At 62.9% G+C, this 18,532-nt stretch carries 13 protein-coding genes; all 13 read right to left on the reverse strand.

The window, feature by feature from the left end; all coding sequences use genetic code 11:
* Positions 1–143 precede the first annotated feature (143 nt).
* Complete coding sequence (gene sucD, locus K419_RS0101205) at positions 144–1,070, reverse strand: succinate--CoA ligase subunit alpha (protein ID WP_026839953.1); 927 nt, start codon at positions 1,068–1,070, stop codon at positions 144–146.
* Positions 1,067–2,245, reverse strand: a complete 1,179-nt coding sequence (gene sucC, locus K419_RS0101210; RefSeq protein WP_026839954.1) for an ADP-forming succinate--CoA ligase subunit beta — start codon at positions 2,243–2,245, stop codon at positions 1,067–1,069. Before sucC ends, sucD begins: the two co-directional genes overlap by 4 nt.
* Before the next feature lie 351 nt (positions 2,246–2,596).
* Positions 2,597–4,585 carry a heterodisulfide reductase-related iron-sulfur binding cluster gene (locus K419_RS0101215; RefSeq protein ID WP_026839955.1) on the reverse strand — a complete coding sequence of 663 codons (1,989 nt, stop codon included), beginning with the start codon at positions 4,583–4,585 and terminating at the stop codon, positions 2,597–2,599.
* Between the two features lie 40 nt (positions 4,586–4,625).
* Positions 4,626–5,405: an enoyl-CoA hydratase/isomerase family protein gene (locus K419_RS0101220; RefSeq protein ID WP_026839956.1), complete on the reverse strand. Its 780-nt coding sequence runs from the start codon at positions 5,403–5,405 to the stop codon at positions 4,626–4,628.
* 12 nt (positions 5,406–5,417) lie between these two features.
* Positions 5,418–6,266 (reverse strand): 3-hydroxybutyryl-CoA dehydrogenase, encoded by an 849-nt coding sequence (locus tag K419_RS0101225; protein WP_026839957.1) that lies wholly within the window; start codon positions 6,264–6,266, stop codon positions 5,418–5,420.
* Between the two features lie 8 nt (positions 6,267–6,274).
* A complete protein-coding gene (locus K419_RS0101230; protein ID WP_026839958.1) occupies positions 6,275–7,450 on the reverse strand; it encodes a thiolase family protein in 1,176 nt (391 codons plus the stop codon).
* 187 nt (positions 7,451–7,637) lie between these two features.
* Positions 7,638–8,546: an amidohydrolase family protein gene (locus K419_RS0101235; RefSeq protein ID WP_035496734.1), complete on the reverse strand. Its 909-nt coding sequence runs from the start codon at positions 8,544–8,546 to the stop codon at positions 7,638–7,640.
* Positions 8,543–9,349, reverse strand: a complete 807-nt coding sequence (locus K419_RS0101240) for an enoyl-CoA hydratase-related protein (protein ID WP_455423166.1) — start codon at positions 9,347–9,349, stop codon at positions 8,543–8,545. Before K419_RS0101240 ends, K419_RS0101235 begins: the two co-directional genes overlap by 4 nt.
* Positions 9,350–9,665: 316 nt before the next feature.
* Positions 9,666–10,520, reverse strand: a complete 855-nt coding sequence (locus K419_RS0101245; RefSeq protein WP_026839961.1) for a class I SAM-dependent methyltransferase — start codon at positions 10,518–10,520, stop codon at positions 9,666–9,668.
* A 10-nt stretch (positions 10,521–10,530) separates the two neighbouring features.
* Positions 10,531–12,870: an NADP-dependent malic enzyme gene (locus K419_RS0101250; protein ID WP_026839962.1), complete on the reverse strand. Its 2,340-nt coding sequence runs from the start codon at positions 12,868–12,870 to the stop codon at positions 10,531–10,533.
* Positions 12,871–12,991: 121 nt separating this feature from the next.
* Positions 12,992–15,067 (reverse strand): sodium-extruding oxaloacetate decarboxylase subunit alpha, encoded by a 2,076-nt coding sequence (gene oadA / locus K419_RS0101255; protein WP_026839963.1) that lies wholly within the window; start codon positions 15,065–15,067, stop codon positions 12,992–12,994.
* A 166-nt stretch (positions 15,068–15,233) separates the two neighbouring features.
* Complete coding sequence (locus K419_RS0101260) at positions 15,234–16,991, reverse strand: acyl-CoA carboxylase subunit beta (protein ID WP_026839964.1); 1,758 nt, start codon at positions 16,989–16,991, stop codon at positions 15,234–15,236.
* 195 nt (positions 16,992–17,186) lie between these two features.
* Entirely contained in the window at positions 17,187–18,344 is a 1,158-nt protein-coding gene (locus K419_RS0101265; protein WP_026839965.1) for an acyl-CoA dehydrogenase family protein, read from the reverse strand.
* Positions 18,345–18,532 lie beyond the last annotated feature (188 nt).

The following is an 18,532-nucleotide window of genomic DNA, read 5'->3' on the forward strand; positions in this document are numbered from 1 at the left end:
TCTCCTTCAGTTGGACTTCGAATCTTCATCTGGCTAGGGGGGACAGGCACCTGGCGGAGCCAGTCCCCTTCTGCTTTTGCTCCTCAACCGTGGGGGCCAGGGGGACAGGCGCCTGCGGAGCCAGTCCCCCTTCCCGCTATCTCCTACGATGCCGCGGCTGCGGCGGGTGCATTGACGTAGTGGTGACTAACTTTCGAATCCGGGCGGTACACCTTCATCAGAGCCTGGGCCATCTCGGCGGGGGTGGCCGCTACGCTGATGCCGCAGGATTCCAAGATGGCTACTTTCTCGGCCGCGGTCCCCTTGCCGCCGGAGATGATGGCGCCGGCGTGGCCCATCCTTTTTCCCGGAGGGGCGGTGCGACCGGCGATGTAGCCTGCCACCGGCTTGGTCATGTGCTCTTTGACGAAGTAGGCGGCTTCTTCTTCGGCGCTGCCGCCGATCTCGCCGATCATGATGACGGCTTCGGTGTTGGGGTCTTCTTCGAACATCTTCAGGCAGTCGAGGTGGCTGGTGCCGTTGACGGGGTCGCCGCCGATGCCGACGCAGGTGGATTGCCCCAGGCCGTAGCCGGTCAGCTGCCAGACCGCTTCGTAGGTGAGGGTGCCGCTGCGGGAGACGACGCCGACCTTGCCCGGACGGTGGATGTAGCCGGGCATGATGCCTATCTTGCACTGGCCGGGGGTGATCACGCCGGGGCAGTTGGGGCCGATCAGGCGGGTCTTCTTGCCCTGCATGTATTGCTTCACCTTGACCATGTCGAGGACCGGAATCCCCTCGGTGATGCAGCAGACGAGATCGAGGCCGGCATCGATCGCCTCCATGATGGAGTCTGCGGCAAACGGCGGCGGCACGTAGATGACGGATGCGTTGGCGCCGGTCTGCTCTACCGCCTCGGCGACGGTGTTGAAGACGGGGAAGCCGTCGACGTTGGTCCCTCCCTTGCCGGGGGTGACCCCCCCTACCATCTGGGTGCCGTACTCGCGGGCGCCCTGCGCGTGGAAGAGACCGGTGGCCCCGGTGATGCCCTGGGTGATGACCTTGGTGTTCTTGTCGACTAAGATGCTCATGCTCTCCCCCCTTTGGCAGAAACGGCCATGACGATTTTCTGGGCGGCGTCGGCCATCCCGTCGGCGGCGACTATGTCGAGCCCGCTTTGGGCCAGAAGCTCTTTGCCTTTCTCCACGTTGGTCCCTTCCAGCCGGACCACCAGGGGTACCTTGAGGGCGACCTGTCTTGCCGCCTGGATGACGCCGGTGGCGATGACGTCGCACTTCATGATGCCGCCGAAGATGTTGACCAGGATCCCTTCCACGTTACGGTCGGAGAGGATGATCTTGAAGGCCTCGGTGACGCGCTCGATGGTGGCCCCGCCCCCGACATCCAGGAAGTTGGCGGGATCGCCGCCGTAGTGCTTGATGATGTCCATGGTTGCCATGGCGAGACCGGCGCCGTTAACCAGGCAGCCGATGTTGCCGGTAAGGGAGATGTAGGAGAGGTCGTGCTGCGACGCCTCGATCTCGTTGGGGTCTTCCTCGTCGAAGTCGCGCATGTCGCCTATCTGCAGGTGGCGGAAGAGCGCGTTGTCGTCGAAGCCGAACTTTGCGTCGAGCGCGAGGAGCTCCCCCTCAGCGGTGACTACCAGCGGGTTCACTTCCAGCATGGCGCAGTCGCAGGCGACGAAGGTGGTGTAGAGGTTCTCGAACATCTTGACCGCTTTGCCCACCTGCTTTCCTTCGAGCCCCAGGCTGAAGGCGATCTTGCGGCACTGGAACTGGGTCAGCCCGACCAGCGGATCGATGGTTTCGGTGAAGATCTTCTCCGGGGTCTTGGCAGCCACTTCCTCGATGTCCATCCCCCCTTCGGTGGATGCCATGACCGCGACTTTGGAGCTGTTGCGGTCGACGACGAGGCTTATGTAGAGCTCGCGGGCGATGTTGCAGCCGTTCTCGACCAGGACCCGGTGCACGACCTTTCCTTCCGGGCCGGTCTGGTGGGTCCTCAAGGTCATCCCCAGCATGTCGCGGGCAATGAGCTGCACTTCGCTGGCGCTCTTGGCGAGCTTCACGCCGCCGCCTTTGCCGCGGCCGCCGGCGTGGATCTGGGCCTTCACCACCCAGGGACCTTCGCCCAGCCTCTTCGCCCATTCGCGGGCGCTGGCGCCGTTATAGCAGACATGCCCGTCCGGGACCGGCACGCCGAATTTTCTCAATATCGCTTTTGCCTGATACTCGTGAATGTTCATCGGTATCCTCCAAGGCCAGGTGATCCTGCGGTGCGCTCTTTCTTACCGTTGCGCTAACATGCGGGATGGACCGGCCATTCTCTGAAGTGCATTAAAGTACTTTTTTACCATTATCAGGCCGACAAAAAAGGCGTCCGTCTTCTCATGGAGGATTAAGCAGATGGTTGTTTCTCCGGATACGCGTCGTCATCGGTACCATCCCTCCTTTCCCCGCAGAGGCGTCGCACGCGGATGACGCGGATCTAAAAAACGGATAACTTCGGATCAAACAAAAACCATCTTCTTTCAGGGATTTAATCTGATTTTATCCGTATTTTCCGCTACATCCGTGTGCAATGCCGTTAGCTTTTGCTACGAAACCACCTTTTCGATCAGGATCTCCGCGATGTCTCTGGGGACCAGCAGCCCTTCCAGCTCGGCTCCCTTGATGCCGTCCTCGAACATGGTGAGGCAGAAGGGGCAGTTGGAGACCAGCATGCCGGCGCCGGTTGCCGAGGCCATTTGGGAGCGCTTCACGCTGATGCGGCTTCCGAGCTTTTCCTCGGCCATGATGCGGCCGCCGCCGGCTCCGCAGCAGAAGCTTTCCGCCTGGCTTCTATCCATCTCGCGGATGGTGCCTCCGGCCGCCTGAACCAGCTCGCGGGGAGCCTCGTAGGTGTCGTTGTAGCGCCCCAGATAGCAGGAGTCGTGGTAGGTGCAGTCGAACGCGCCCGGGGCCACCTTGAGGCTTCCTTCCTTGAGGAGACGGTTCAAGAAGGTGGTGTAGTGCTCGGTCTCGACGTCGAAGCCCAGGTCACGGTAGTCCTTGGCTAGCGTGTTGAAGCAGTGCGGGCAGGCGGTGACGACCTTCTTCACGCCGTACTCCTTGATCATGGCGATGTTCTCGGCTGCGAGCGTCTGGTAGAGGTACTCGTTACCCATCTTGCGCATCGGCTCGCCGCAGCACTTCTCTTCCTTGCCCAGGATGCCGACCTTGATGCCTGCGGCGGCGCAGAGCTTGACGAAGGCAGTGGCAACCTTGATGTTCCTTTTGTCGAAGGAGGCATAGCAGCCGACGAAATAGAGTATGTCGACGTCGGCGCAGTCGGACATGAGCGTGACCGGCAGGTCCTTTGCCCAGTCGCCGCGGGAGGCGAAGGCGAGGCCTAAGGGATTGCCGTTGACCTCGACGTTGCCCATGGCAGTGGTCACCTCTTCACCGGGGAATTCACCTTCCATGAGGACCAGGTTGCGCCGGACGTCGACCACCTTGTTGACATGCTCCACCGCGGCCGGACAGATCTCCTGGCATGCGCGGCAGGTGGTGCAGGACCAGACGGCGTCTTTCCCGAGCGTCTCGACCAGGTTGTCCTCGGCTTGTCCGCGTGCGATCTCACCCACCTGGTCGATGACCTTCATCGGCGAGAGCGGCTTGTCGGTGCCGTGGGCGGGGCAGCGGTCCTGGCAGCGCTTGCATTTGGTGCAGGCGTCGGTGTCGAAGATGTCTTTCCAGGTGAGGTCCCCGAGCTTGGCGGCGCCGAAGCTCTCCGCGTCCCCTTCCATGTCCAGCGTCACCAGCGCACCCTTGGGGCCGAGCGGCGCCAGGAAGTAATTGGCCGAGGTGGTGAAGATGTGGCGGAACTTGGTAAAGGGGATGGAACAGATGAAGCCGGCGACGAGGGCGAAGTGCAGCCACCAAAGCCCCGCGTGCAGGGAGCGGAGCCCTTGATCGCCCAGCCCGGAAAGCAGGTTCGCAACCAACAGCCCCACCGGGGACCAGTAGGCGAGCTCGGGCTGGTGGACCAGCTCGGTTGCCGCCATACGCGCACCCTCGATGAGAAAGCCGGTGATCAGGATGGCGAAGAGGAGGCCGTGCATGATGGCGTCGTCACGGCTGCTCTCAAGGCCTGCGGGGCGTACCAGGTAGCGGCGCACCGCGAACCCGGCCAGCATCAAGGTGGCGGCAAGGCCGGCCAGGTCGAGCGCCAGCGAGAATATCTTGTAGAAGCTGCCGGTTAAGAAGCGGACGTGGAAGAGAAGATCGGTCCCGTCGGCCTGAAGCGCCACGAGTGCCGTCCCGACGAAGAGAATGGCGAAGGACCAGAAGAAGAAGCCGTGGGCGAAGCCGGGGGCCTTGACCTTGAGCACCCGGGACTGCAGCAGGACGTTTTGCAGGAGCATCTTCACGCGCTCTGCGCGGTTGTCGGTCCTGTTCACGGGCTTGCCCTGCCGGTAGATGGCGAGCCGCTGGTAGCCGTAGTAGGCGAGCAGCCCCAGGGCCGCGAAGGTGACCACGTACATCGGGACCAGCACCGTCGCCCCGTGGCCTATGTTCCAATAAAGTTCGCGCGTAGCTTCCATGATCTACTCCTTGAGTGTCTGGGCAAGGTCAGCCCCGGTGTCATGCTCCCACGAAGGCGGGTTTTCTCTTTTCGATGAAGGCGGTCATCCCTTCTTTCTGGTCTAAAGTGGCGAAGAGAGAGGCGAAGTGTAAAGCCTCGTACCCCATCCCCTCGGCGACGTTCATGTCGAGCCCGCTCTTCACCGCGTCCTTGGCATGAGCCACACCCAGGCGCGAGTTGCCGGCGATCTGGGCGGCGGTCGCCATGACCTCGGTCATGAGGTTTTCAGCCGGGAACACGGCGCAGAAAAGTCCCCAGTTCTTCGCTTCGGCGGCGGCGATCAACCTGCCGGAGAAGATCAGCTCGTTGGCCCGGCTGCGGCCTATCAGGCGCGCCATGCTTTGGGTGCCGCCGAAACCCGGGATGATACCCAGGGTGACCTCGGGGAGGCCGATCTTCGCTTTCTCCGAGGCGTAGGCGAAATCGCAGGCCATCGCCAGCTCAAGCCCCCCGCCGAGCGCGAAGCCGTTCACGGCGGCGATCACCGGCTTGGAGACCTTCCCGATCAGCTGCACCAGCTGCTGTCCCTTGCGGGAGAAGGCGAGAGCCTGCTCCACGTTGAGGCTCTTCATCTCGGCGATGTCGGCCCCGGCGACGAAGGCCTTCTCGCCCGCACCGGTCAAGACCACCACCCGCACCTCGCGGTCCAGGGCGAGCACCTCGAAGGCGTGCAGCAACTGGTCCAGCACGGCGTCGTTCAGGCTGTTCATCGCCTTGGGACGGTTGATCTGAAGCAGCGCGATTCCGTCCTTTTTCTCCAGCAGCAGATCTTCGTACATGGCACACCTCTTTTACGCGTAGTTGTAGAACCCTCTGCCGCTCTTTTTGCCCAGGTAGCCGGCCTCGACCATCTTGGCCAGCAGCGGGCAGGGACGGTACTTGGGATCCTTGAACCCCTGGTAGAGCACCTCCATGATGGCAAGGCAGGTGTCGAGGCCGATGAAGTCGGCCAGGGTGAGCGGCCCCATGGGCTGGTTGGTCCCGAGTTTCATGGCCTTGTCGATGTCTTCCGCGGTGGCGATCCCCTCGAAGAGGGCAAAGGCCGCCTCGTTGATCATCGGGATGAGGATGCGGTTGACGATGAAGCCGGGGTAGTCGGCGGAGACGGCCATCTCCTTGTCGAGCCGCGTCACAAGCTGCGAGATCGCCTGGAAGGTCTCCTCGCTGGTGGCGAGCCCCCGGATCACCTCGACCAGCTTCATCACCGGCACCGGGTTCATGAAGTGCATGCCGATGACTCGGTCCGGTCTCCCGGTCACCGCCGCTATGCGGGTGATGGGGATGGACGAGGTGTTGGAGGCTAGGATGGCCTCCGGCTTCAGCGTCTCGTCGAGCTTTTTGAAGATCTCCAGTTTGAGGGCTTCCTTCTCAGTGACCGCCTCGATGGCCAGATCGCAGCCGGCCAGGTCGTTCAGCGAGCGGGTGGTGCGGATCATTCCCATCACCTGGCTCACCGAGGCCGCGTCCAACTGCCCCTTCTGCACCTGGCGCTCCAGGTTCTTGGCGATACCGGCATGGGCCTTGGAAAGCTGGGCCTCCGCTATGTCGTAGAGGTAGACTTCCGTTTCGCGCTGGGCCAAAACCTGTGCGATACCGCTTCCCATCTGCCCCGCGCCGAGTACTCCGACCTTCTTGATCATGACCCCTCCTAAACCCGTTCCAGGATGACCGCGACCGCTTCGCCGCCGCCGATGCAGAGCGTGGCGAGACCGTAGCGTTGTTTGCGTTTGTGAAGTTCCCGCACCAAGGTGGCGGTGATGCGCGCGCCGCTTGCGCCTAGCGGGTGACCGAGCGCCACCGCGCCGCCGTTCACGTTGACGCGCTCCGGATCGAGGCGCAGCCTTTGGCAGGCGATGAGCGGGACCGCTGCGAAGGCCTCATTGATCTCGAAGAGGTCGATGTCGTCGGTAGTGAGCCCGGCCTTGGCGCAGACCTTGGCGATGGCGCCTACCGGGGCTTCGGTGAACTGGTCGGGATGGACGCTGTTGGTGGCGTAGGCGACCAGGCGGGCTTTGGGCTTCAGCCCGTATTTCGCCACGGCCTCGCCGCTCGCCAGAAGCGCTATGGCGGCGCCGTCGTTGATGGTAGAGGCGTTACCCGCGGTGATGGTGCCGTCCTTTTGGAACGCCGCACGGAGTTCCGGGAGTTTCTTGAAGTCGACTTTGTGGGGCTCTTCGTCCTCGCGGACGACCACCTCACCCTGGCGCGTCTTCTTCACTACCGGGACGATCTCGTCGTTGAAGATGCCGTCTTTCAGGGCGGTCTGCGCCTTCTGGTAGGAGGCGAGCGCGAAGTTGTCCTGGAGGGTGCGGTCCAGCTTGTTGTCGCTGGCGCTTTGCTCCGCTATCACCCCCATGTGCTTGCCGCTGTAGGGGTCGGTCAGGCCGTCGTGGACCAGCAGGTCCAGCATCTCGCCGTTCCCCATGCGGTAGCCGTAGCGACCTTTGCTGAGCGCGTAGGGGGCAAGCGACATGTTCTCCATGCCGCCCGCGAGCACCAGTTGGGCGTCGCCAAGCTTGATGGAACCGGCGCCGAGCATGATGGCTTTAAGGCCCGAGCCGCAGACCTTGTTGATGGTGAGGGCGGGGACCGTGTCGGGGAGCCCCGCAAAGCGCATGGCCTGACGCGCGGGAGCCTGCCCCGAGCCGCCGGAGAGAACTTGGCCGACAATCACCTCGTCTATGGCTTCAGCGGGAAGCCCGGTGCGTTCCATGATGCCGGTGATGACGGTGGCGGCAAGACGCGGCGCTTCTACGTCGCTCAGCGCTCCGCCGAAGGAGCCCAACGGGGTACGCAGTGATTCGATGACATAGACATCTGACATTTCGTTCTCCTCTTAATCCAGCCGCTTCGGCCGGGTCTGATCAGGCGCGGCGTCCACCTTTTGGTAAATAAGTACTACAATACCATTTTGCTGTCAACAGAAAAAAAACGGTTTTATATTTTGCGTCAAAAGTGGACATGGTGGAGTTCGCGAGGCTAGCGGGGTTGGTGGGACTGGATGGAACCGGTCAGAGGGTTGCTTGTGGCAGCGCTTTGCCCAGAAAGGCCCTGGGGTTGACGCTGCAGACCTTGTGCAGCACTTCTTCGGATAAGCCGAGCCCGCGCAGGGCTTCCAGGTACTGGAGAATGGCGCCCATGTCATACAGGAAGGTGTCGCTCCCAAGGCAGACTTGATCCTGGTAGTGGATGATGAAGTCCCGGTAGCTTTCCGGGTTCTTCTTCAGGTGGGGAAGCAGGTTCGCCATGTCGGTGTAGACCCCCGGGTGGTCGTCGAGGATCTTTGCGAACGGCTTTCGGCCGATGCCGAAATGCGGGAAGTTCACCCGCACCCGGGGGAAGTCTTGCACCATCGCGGCCATGGTGTCGGCATGCTCGCGGGCGTCCATGTGGTAGAGCAGCGGCAGGTCGTTTTCCTGCGCGTAGGAGAAGATCTCCCACTCGCGCCGCCGGTATTCCTTGAGCGTGATGCCGAAGGTGTTCGGGACCCCCTTCACCCCGATGTCGTTTACGTCGGTGAGCCAGATCCCCTTGATGCCGCGCACCCCCTGCTCGATATAGCCGCTGAGGGTGCCGGCAACGTCGCCCCAAAGGGCACGGGTGTCGACCAACGGAATGATGAAGCCGTCGGAGCGGCGGGCGTGCTCCAAAAGCTCGTCCAGCTCGTGGTACAGGGGGTTGCCCCGGTTTTCGACCCAGTCGGGAATCAGGTTCCTGATTTCCTCATGACTCAGGCGGGTGTTGACCATGCCGATGGCGACGATGTGGGAGAAGCCGCTCCGGCGCAGCTCTCCGCTTTGCTCCAGCACCTGCTGCGCCCAGGCGCTGCCGGTGAAGCAGTGCGTGTGCACGTCGATGAAACCGGCCGCCTGGGCCGGAGCGCTCCCTTGTTCGACTCCCGGTCTGGTCAACAAGATCATTCCCCCTTGTAGTGCGGATCTCTCTTGTCCAAAAAGGCGTTCACCGCCTCGATGTGGTCGTCGGTGTGGTGCGCAAGGGACTGGAAACAGGCGCAGAGGTCGAGGAAGTCGGGAAGGTCGCTTCTCTGGGCCAGCTTCATCATCCGCTTGGTGAGCCTCAGGGTAACCGGGGGCTTGGAGGCGATCTGGCGCGCAAGCTCCATGGTGCGCGGCATCAGCTCTTCCGGCTCCAAAACCTCCAGGAAGATGCCGAGAGCGAGCGCCTCGGCGGCCTCGACGACGCGGCCGGTGAAGGTGAGTTCCGCGGCCCTTTGGTACCCCATCAGCCGCTGCATGAACCAGGCGCCGCCGTCGCCGGGGGTGATGCCCAGGTTGATGAAGGTCTCCCCCACCTTGGCCCGGGTGGAGGCGAGGCGGATGTCGCACATGTTGGCGAGGTCGAATCCAGCGCCTATCGCCGGGCCGTTGACCGCGGCGATGACCGGGATCTCGGCCTTGTGCAGCACGAGGGGGATCTGCTGGATGCCACGGCGGTACTTGTCCTGGACCTGCACCGGCGACCCCTCGAAGGTGCCGCTTTGGGACTGCATCTCCTTGACGTTGCCGCCGGAGGAGAAGGCGGACCCAGCGCCGGTCAGGACCAGCACGGAGATGCGGTCCTCGCTGTTGACCCAGTTGACGGTGGTGATGATGTCTTCGGTGAGGGCGGTTCCGGTCAGGGCGTTGCGGACGTCGTCACGCTGGAAGGTGAGTACGGCGACCCTATCCTCAAGGGTCAGGGTGCAATCTTTGAGCTTTGGCATGACCGGACCCTCCTTGGGATTCGGTATCAACGACAGATTCCTCGCGCTACTTTTCATGGTGAACCTCCTGACCTGCGGTTGAACCTAAAAGGCATCGCACGCGGATGACGCGGATTAAAAACGATCTACGCGGATCAAGCAGAACCCATGCTATTTCAAGATTGATCCGACTTTATCCGCGTTATCCGTTAAATCCGTGTGCTATGCCGTTAGTCCTGGTTAGATCTCGTTCCCAAGGCCCACCTTGGGAACGCAATGCCTGCTGAGCGCTAAGGGGGACAGGCACCTGCGGAGCCAGTCCCCCGGCACTGTAATCTCAGTTATCCGGCGGCACTTGGAACACCGCCTCGACCAAGGTGATCCTACCTTCTTCCAGGTTGCGAAGCTGGTTCCCGGCCATTGCCGAAAATCCCTCGCCAAGTAGCAGGTGCAATCCTAAGGGGTTCGCCCCACCTTCCCTATTCTTCTGCTGCCTGCGGCGAAACCACTCCAACCCGTCTCTGGTCACGTCCTGCCAGAAGAGAGACTGGAACCCTTCCTCGGCGAGGAACCGCCGCAGCTCATCCTGGCTTGCCAGAAAACTCGCCGATGGGTCCCTTGCCCACGGCACCGGAAAATGTACTTCTCCTCCGGGCCCTGCGAGTATCTCGTAGAAGGCGAGCCTGCCGCCCGGTTTCAGTACCCGCCGGATCTCTCGGTAGAGCCCCGGCTTGTCCTCGATGTTCATGGACAGGTGCTGGATCCAGACCAGGTCGAAGGCGGCCTCGCCAAAGGGGAGCTCCAGCGCGTCGGCCTGGAGGTAGGCGACCCTGTCGCTCATCCCGAGCCGCTCGGAGAGCATCCTCGCCACGTGGCAGTAGTCGGAGTTTTGGTCGACTCCGATGACGTGGCAGTCCAATAGACGCGCGAGGTAGCGCGAAGCCCCTCCCAGCCCGCAGCCGACGTCCAAAACCAGCAGTCCCGGAGCGGGCTCCAGCGCCGCGGCGAGCTCCTGCGTGGCCGCCGCCCCGCGCACATGGAATTCATCGATCGCGGTGAGGTCTTCGGGCCTCAGCTGGTCGGGGTTCTTTCCCGCCGCGACCAGCGCCGCCAGCACCCGCTCTTCCAGATCCGGGGAGCGGTAGTGGCCGGCGACGGCGGCAGGTCTCATCGGCTCGTGCGCGGGCATCATGGACGCCTCCTCAGGCTCCGGCGTAGGCGCCCGTGAACTGCGCCGGGCGCGGCGCCTTCTTTTCCGGCGCGGCGGCTACGGTGGCCGACTTGCCGCAGTTCTGCGCGTCCACCACGGCGATGGCCGCCATGTTGACGATGTCCATGACGTCGTCCCCCTGCTGCAGGATGTGCACCGGCTTGTTCATCCCCATGAGGATGGGGCCGATGGCGTCGGCGCCGCCCAACTGCCGCAGGAGCTTATAGCAGATGTTCCCCGAGGTGAGGTCCGGAAAGACCAGGACATTAGCAGCTTTTTTCAGTGTCGTGAAGGGGAAATTCGCCTGCAGCATCTCGGTGACCACGGCGGTATCCGCCTGCATCTCTCCGTCGATGTCGAGCCCGGGCGCCCTCTTTTTCACCATCTCCACGGCGCTTCTCACCCGGTCGGCCTGCGGATGCCGCACGGAGCCGAAGTTGGACATGGAGAGCATGGCGACGCTCGGGTCGATGCCGAGCATGGCCGCCTTGTCCGCCGCGAGGATCGCGGTCTCGGCCAGCTCCGCAGCGTCGGGATCGATGCAGACCGTGGTGTCGGCCAAAAAGAAGATGTCCTTCTTGAAGACCATCATGTAGAGGCCGTGCACGCTGGAGAGCCCTTCCTGCTTGCCGATCACCTGCAGCGCGGGGCGGATGGTGTCGGCGTAGTTGGCGTCGACCCCGGCCAAAAGTGCGTCTGCGTCGCCGCGGCGCACCATCATGCAGCCGAAGTGGGTGCGGGACTTGCGGCTGATGAGCCTGCGGGCCTCGGAGAGGGTGAGCCCCTTTCTCTGTCTGAGCAGGAAGAGTTCGCTGGCGTAGGACTCGGAATGTTCCGAGTTTGCGGGGTCGATGATGGTGACGCCGCCGTTCAGGTCGATGTCGAGCGATTTCAGGGTGCAGCGGATCTTGTCTTCGTTCCCCAGGAGGATCGGCCGCGCGATCCCCTGCTCGACCAGCATCTGGGCTGCGCGCAGCACCTTGTCGTTCTCACCCTCGGGGAAGACCACTGTCTTCGGGTCGCACTTTGCCTTGTTGATGATCTGGCGCAGCGTCTCCTTGGATTTGCCCTGCAGCGACTCCAGGTGCTCCACGTACTTGTTCATGTCCGCGATGGGCTGGCGCGCCACGCCCGTCTCCATTGCCGCCTTGGCTATCGCCGGGGCGACCCGCAACAGCGCCCGGGGGTCGAAAGGTTTGGGGATGATGTAGTCGCGGCCGAAGCTGAACTTGACGTCGCCGTAGGCGCGGCAGACGGAGTCGGGGCATTCCTCGCGGGCGAGTTCCGCCAGGGCGAAGACCGCCGCCTTTTTCATCTCTTCGTTGATGGTGGTGGCCCGGACGTCCAGCGCGCCGCGGAAGATGAAGGGGAAGCCCAGGACGTTGTTGACCTGGTTCGGGTAGTCCGAGCGCCCGGTGGCGATGAGCACGTCGCCGCGGACCGCGTGCGCCTCTTCCGGGGTGATCTCCGGGTCGGGGTTCGCCATGGCGAAGATGATCGGGTTGGCCGCCATGGTGCGCACCATGTCCTGGGTGATGGCCCCTTTGGAGGATAGGCCGTACATGACGTCGGCGCCTACCGCCGCCTCTTCCAGGGTGCGCAGGGGGGTGTCAGCGGCGAAGCGCTCCTTGTACTTGTTCATCCCCTCCACTCTCCCCTTGTAGATGACCCCCTTGGTGTCGCACATGATGAGGTTTTCCAGCTTGATGCCCAGGGAGATGGCGAGGTTGGCGCAGGCGTTGGCCGAGGCGCCGGCACCGTTCACCACTATCTTCACGTCCTCTATCTTCTTGCCGACCAGTTCGAGCGCGTTGATGAGGCCGGCTGCCGAGATGATCGCCGTGCCGTGCTGGTCGTCGTGGAAGACCGGGATGTTCATGGTCTTCTTCAGTTCCTCTTCGATGTAGAAGCACTCCGGCGCCTTGATGTCCTCCAGGTTGATGCCGCCGAAGGTGGGCTCCAGGAGCTGGCACGCCTTGATGATCTCGTCCGGGTCCTCGCTGTTCAACTCGATGTCGAAGACGTCGACGTCGGCGAAGCGCTTGAAGAGAACCCCCTTCCCTTCCATGACCGGCTTGCCCGCGAGGGCGCCGATGTTGCCGAGGCCAAGGACGGCGGTGCCGTTGGATACCACGGCCACCAGGTTCCCCTTGGCGGTGTACTGGTAGGCGTCCTCAGGGTTCTGCTCGATGGCGAGGCAGGGCTCGGCGACTCCCGGCGAATAGGCCAGCGACAGGTCCTGCGCGGTCTGGCACGGCTTGGTGGCGATTACCTCGATCTTCCCCTTGCGGCCAGTGGCATGGTATTCCAATGCATCGGACATCTTCTTCATATCGGCGAACCCTCCAAAGGCAATTGACAATTGATAACCAACGGCAATTGACAATTGATAATTGACAATTGACAACGATCTCCGCTACTCCTCCCCCCGGAGGGGGAGGGAGCGGTAAGGATTACTCCACAGTCAGCAGCAGCTGGCCGATGTCTACGGCGTTTCCTTCCTGGATCGCGATCCGGCCAATTACTCCGTCCTTTTCGGCGAAGATCTCGTTCTCCATCTTCATCGCTTCGAGGATGAGAAGCAGATCGCCTGCCTGTACCGCCTGCCCCTGCTCTACCTCGATCTTCCAGACGTTGCCGGCCAAGGGCGCCATGACCCCGCCATTGACTGCGCCGGCAGCAGCGCCCGTAGCGGCCGGAGCGCAAGCGCAGGCAGCGGCATCGCCTTCGCCGGCGATGGTCACCAGCGCGGCGCCGATGTCGACGGCGGTCCCTTCTTCGATGTGGATGGCGCTCACCACGCCGTCACGGTCGGCGAAGATCTCGTTCTCCATCTTCATCGCTTCGAGGATGAGGAGCAGATCGCCTTCCTGCACCTGCTGACCCGGCTCGCACTCGATCTTCCAGACGTTGCCGGCCAAGGGAGAAACGATGGTCTTGCCGACTGCCGCTGCGGAAGCCTGCGCCGGTGCGCCGCCGCCGACTGCAGAGGCTGCGGCAGCCGCGGCTGCTGCGGCTCCGGTCGCCTTTGCCACCTGCACCACGAAGGTCTGGCCGCCGCCGGTGACGGTATAGGTGTCGCCGCCGGAAAGCTCCGGCGTCGCTGCCGCTTTCTTAGGCGCCACGTCTTCGGCGGTGGGTACCGGCTCGAACACATCGGGGTTGTCGCGGTGCTCCAGGAACTTGAGACCGACCTGCTGGAACAGCGCGTAGGTGAGGACGTCCTCCACTTCGTGGTCGCCGAACTTCAGGTGCTTCTCCTTGGAGATCTCGCGCAGCTCCGCGGTGAGCTTGTCCATCTCCGCGTTGAGGAGATCGGCCGGGCGGCAGGTGATCGGCTCCGCTCCCGCCAGGACCTTCTGCTGCAGCTCCTTGTTGACCGGGGCGGAGGTCGCGCCGTATTCCCCTTTGAGGACGGCGGCGGTCTCCTTGGTCATCGACTTGTAGCGCTCGCCGGTCAGGACGTTGATGACCGCCTGGGTGCCGACGATCTGCGAGGTCGGGGTGACCAGCGGGATCATCCCCAGGTCCTCGCGGACTTTCGGGATCTCGGCCAAGACCAGATCCATTTTGTGCCCGGCGTTTTGCTCCTTGAGCTGGCTCTCCATGTTGGTGAGCATGCCGCCGGGGACCTGCGCCGTGATGATGCGGGCGTCGACACCTTTGAGGGAGCCTTCGAATTTAGCGTATTTCTTGCGCACCTCGGTGAAGTAATCGGCGATCTCCTGCAAAAGAACCGTGTCGAGGCCGGTCGCCTTGTCGGTGTCCGCGAAGATGGCGGCGAGCGTCTCGGTGGGCGAATGGCCGTAGGTCATGCTCATGGAGGAGATGGAGGTGTCGACGTTCTCGACCCCCGCTTCGATCGCCTTGACGTAGGCAGCGGTGGACATGCCGGTGGTGGCGTGGCACTGCATGTGGATCGGGATGGAGATCCCTTTTTTCAGCGCCTTGACCAGGTCGTAGGCGGCGTAGGGGGCCATGAGACCCGCCATGTCCTTGATGCAGAGCGAGTGCGCCCCCATGTCCTCGATGCGCTTGGCGAGCGCCACCCATTTGGGGATGGTGTCGACCGGGCTCACCGTGTAGGAGAGCGTCCCCTGCGCGTGTTTCCCCTGCTTGATGACGGCCTTGATGGCGGTGTCCAGGTTGCGCGGGTCGTTCATGGCGTCGAAGACGCGGAAGACGTCTATGCCGTTCACCGCGGAGCGCTCCACGAACTTCTCGACCACGTCGTCCGCGTAGTGGCGGTAGCCTAAGATGTTCTGGCCACGGAAAAGCATCTGCTGCGGCGTGTTGGGCATCGCCTTCTTCAGCTCGCGCAGGCGCTCCCACGGGTCTTCGCCCAGGAAGCGGATGCAGGAGTCGAAGGTAGCCCCACCCCACATCTCGATGGACCAGTAGCCGACCTGGTCCAGCTTGGCGGCGATGGGAAGCATGTCGTCCAGGCGCAGGCGGGTCGCGAACAAGGACTGGTGGGCGTCCCTGAGGACGACTTCGGTGATGCCTAAAGGTTTGACGGTCTTGGCCATTTTTAAACCTCGCGATTGTGAGTATATTTGTGTTTTTGCTCCTCCCCCTGGAGGGGGGAGGTTGGGAGGGGGGAACATGTAGCCTGCCCCCTCCCTAACCCTCCCCCTCCGGGGGAGGGGACTTGTACGCTACTCTCTCCCGATGATCCTGGGAGGGACTGGGACGCTACCCCCTGATGATCCTCGGGAGGAGCATCTGGTGCACCGGGGTGATCGACTTCGGGTTCTGGTAGTTGGCGCCGGCGAAGGCCTGGACGTACTTGCGCAGGTCGAGAAGCGGGACGATCTCGTCCACGAATCCGCTCATGGCGCAGTAGGCCGGGCGCGACTTATCCTGGTAGTCCTGGATCATCTGGTTCATCTTGCCGATGACCGGCGCCAGGTCGTTGCCGGAATCCTGCTCTTTAACCAGGCGGCGGGCGTAGGAGGCCGCGGCCGCGGTCTCGCCGTGCATGACGTAGATCTCGGTGAGCGGGGTCCCCAGGGTGAAGGCGTTGTTGTTGTTCGCCTGCGGGCCGCACATGATGTAATGGGCCGCGGCGGTCCCCTTCCTGAGCACGACGCACATCATGGAGAGATCGGTCTGCTCGATGGAGTAGACGAGCGACTGACCCAGGGCAAGAAGTTCGGCTTCCTCGGCGAGGTCGCCGACGTCGATGCCGGTTGTGTCCTGCATCCAGACGATGGGGAGGTTGTCGCGACCGCAAAGCGTCACGAACTCGGCCTGCTTGATGAGCCCCTCGCGGTAGTGCTTGCCGCCGACCGCCGGGTAGGCGCCCTTGGCGTACTCCGGGTAACCGGGGAAGACACCCTGGCGGTTGCCGATGAAGGCGACCGGGAAGCCGTCGACCTTGGCGATGCCGGTGTAGACCTCGCGGCCGTAGTCGGGGCGGTATTCCATGAATTCGCTGTTGTCGGTGAGGCGCGCGAGGATCTGGATGGCGTCGTAGGGGCGCTTCTGGTTCGCCGGGAGGATCATGTTGAGATCCTCGACCGGGAAGCGCGGGGGAGCGGGGGTGGCGACGCGGAACATGGCAGGGTCGTAGGCGGGCATCATGCGCATGTAGTCCTTGATCCCGTCGAGAACGCCGGTCTCCGTGTCGTGAACCTCGCGGAAGTAGGCGGTCTGGTCGAAATGGGTCTCGACGCGGCCGGGGTCTTTCGCCTTGAAGTTGCGGGTGGCGTCGATGAGCGCCTGCGCGGCCTCGACGTCGATGTGCCCCTTGGGGTTCATGCCGCCTACGATGCCGGCTCCGCCTACCGCGATGTTGGCGCCGTCGTGGGCCAGGAGGATGGTCGGGCTGATCCCCTGGTAGCCGCCGCCGGCGGGGTTGGTGCCGTAGATGCCGTTCAGGATGGGGATGCCGAGATGGTTCAGGTCGGCGTGGCGGTAGAAGGGAGCGCCGCTGGAGCGGCGGCCGGCGTAGACGGTTTCCTGCTCCATGAGCTTCACGCCGGAACAGTTGGTGAGCCAGACCAGCGGGACGTTCAAGCGCTTGGCCATGTCGGTGACCATCAGGATGTTCTCCGACTGCCCGGCGATCCAGGCGCCCGCCATGACCTTGTTGTCGAAGCCGATGACGACCGCCCATCTACCCTCGATGCGCCCGATGCCGTTGACGACGCCGGTGCAACCTTCCTCGTTCTCCTTGGGGTTGTAGAGCGTGTGCAGGGGTGCCCAGGTCCCGGCGTCGACCAGGTAATCGAGGCGGTCGTAGATGGTCATCCCGCCGCGCTCGTGGACCTTCTTGGCGGGGATGCCGGCGTTTTTCACCCGCTCGGTCTCCTTTTCGATCAGCTGCACCTGCTCCTTGACGAGTTCGACGTTTTCCTGCGAGCGTTTCACTTCCGCATCGCTCAGCGCCTTGCCGATGTCCGCCATCTTCTCGAAATACGGGCGCAGCGGTGTTTGCTTTCGTGCCATGGTGGGTTCCTTTTCATTGAATGGGATTAGACACTCGACAGCCAAGGCTTCGCATATGGCTTCACACGCTGCACCAGGCAGTCACTTCGGTCACGGCTCCTCCCCAGGAGGGGGGAGGTTGGGAGGGGGGGATCTGGCTGGTATTCCCCCTCCCTACCCCTCCCCTTCCAGGGGAGGGGACTTTGCACTTCTTGTCTAGCGGTTCACCGCGTCGCCCAGGGCGAAGCCGGCGATGATGGTCTTCTGGATGTTGCTGGTCCCTTCGACGGTCCTAAGCGACATGGAGTCGCGCAGCCAACGCTCGGCCGGGTACTCGGTGGAGAAGCCGTAGCTCCCGAAGATCTTCATGGTTTCGGTGGCAGCGTGAACCGCCGCCTCGGAGGCGAACAGCTTCGCCATGGAGGTCTGGTACTGGTTGGGAAGCCCCTGGTCCTTGAGCCACGCCGCCTGGTAGACCAGAAGCCGCGCCGCTTCGTGCTCGGCCACCATCTCGGCGATGGATGCCTGGATCATCTGGTAGGAGCCGATCTTCTTGCCGAACTGGGTCCTCTCGTTGGCGTAGCCGATGGCGGCCTCGATGGCGCCGGCGCCGATGCCGAGGGCGCCCGCAGCACAGCTGATGCGGGTGTTGTTCAGCTGCCACATGCAGATCTGGAAGCCCTGCCCCACCTCGCCCAGGACCGAGTCCTTGGGGATCTTCGCCTGGTTGAAGGAGATCTCGCCGGTAGGTGCGCAGTGAAGCCCCACCTTGGACTCGATGGCGGCGGTGATGATCCCCTCGTTACCCTTCAGGTTGATGACGAAGCAGGTCATCCCCTTGTGCTTCGCGGCGCGGTCGGTGACGGCGTAGAGAAGGCCCCAGTCGCCTACGTGGGCGTTGGAGATCCACATCTTCTGGCCGTTGATCTCCCAGTGGTCGCCGCGGTCGGTGGCGGTGGTCCCCATGCTCACCACGTCGGAGCCGGAGTTGGGCTCGGTGATGGCGAAGAAGCCGAAGGATTCGGCGCTCACCCAGTCCGGGATGAAGCGCTCTTTCTGCTCCTTGCTGCCAAACTTGTTGACCGTGAGGGAGGGGCCTATGTTCTGCATGTTGAGCGGCAGCCTGGAGGAGCCGCTCACGGTGGCGAGCTGCTCGGCCAGGATGACCGACTCCAGGAAGCCGCAGCCGTTGCCGCCGTATTCCTCAGGAAGGGCGCAGCCGAAAAAGCCCAGACCGGCCATCTTCTTGACCAGTTCGGGGCGGAAGGTGTGGTTTATCTCATCTTCCTTGAGCGTGGGCAGGATCTCTTTCTGCGCGAAATCCCTCGCCATATCCTGCATCATCTTTTGTTCATCCGTCAGCCCGAACCTCATTGGTCACCTCCTGAGTAATAGTGTTTCGCAAATGCCGTTTTGTAATTTAGTACTAGAATACCAATTTGCTGTCAAGCACTAAATGGTAGCGGAGTACCGATTTATGGAACTTGGTTCTAATCGTGATGGAAATGGTGTCGACGACAGGAGAAAAGGCCCAGGGATAGCCCCCGGGCCTTTTACTGCAG

The organism is Citrifermentans bremense R1 (assembly GCF_000426865.1).
GTDB classification, from domain to species: domain Bacteria; phylum Desulfobacterota; class Desulfuromonadia; order Geobacterales; family Geobacteraceae; genus Geomonas; species Geomonas bremensis.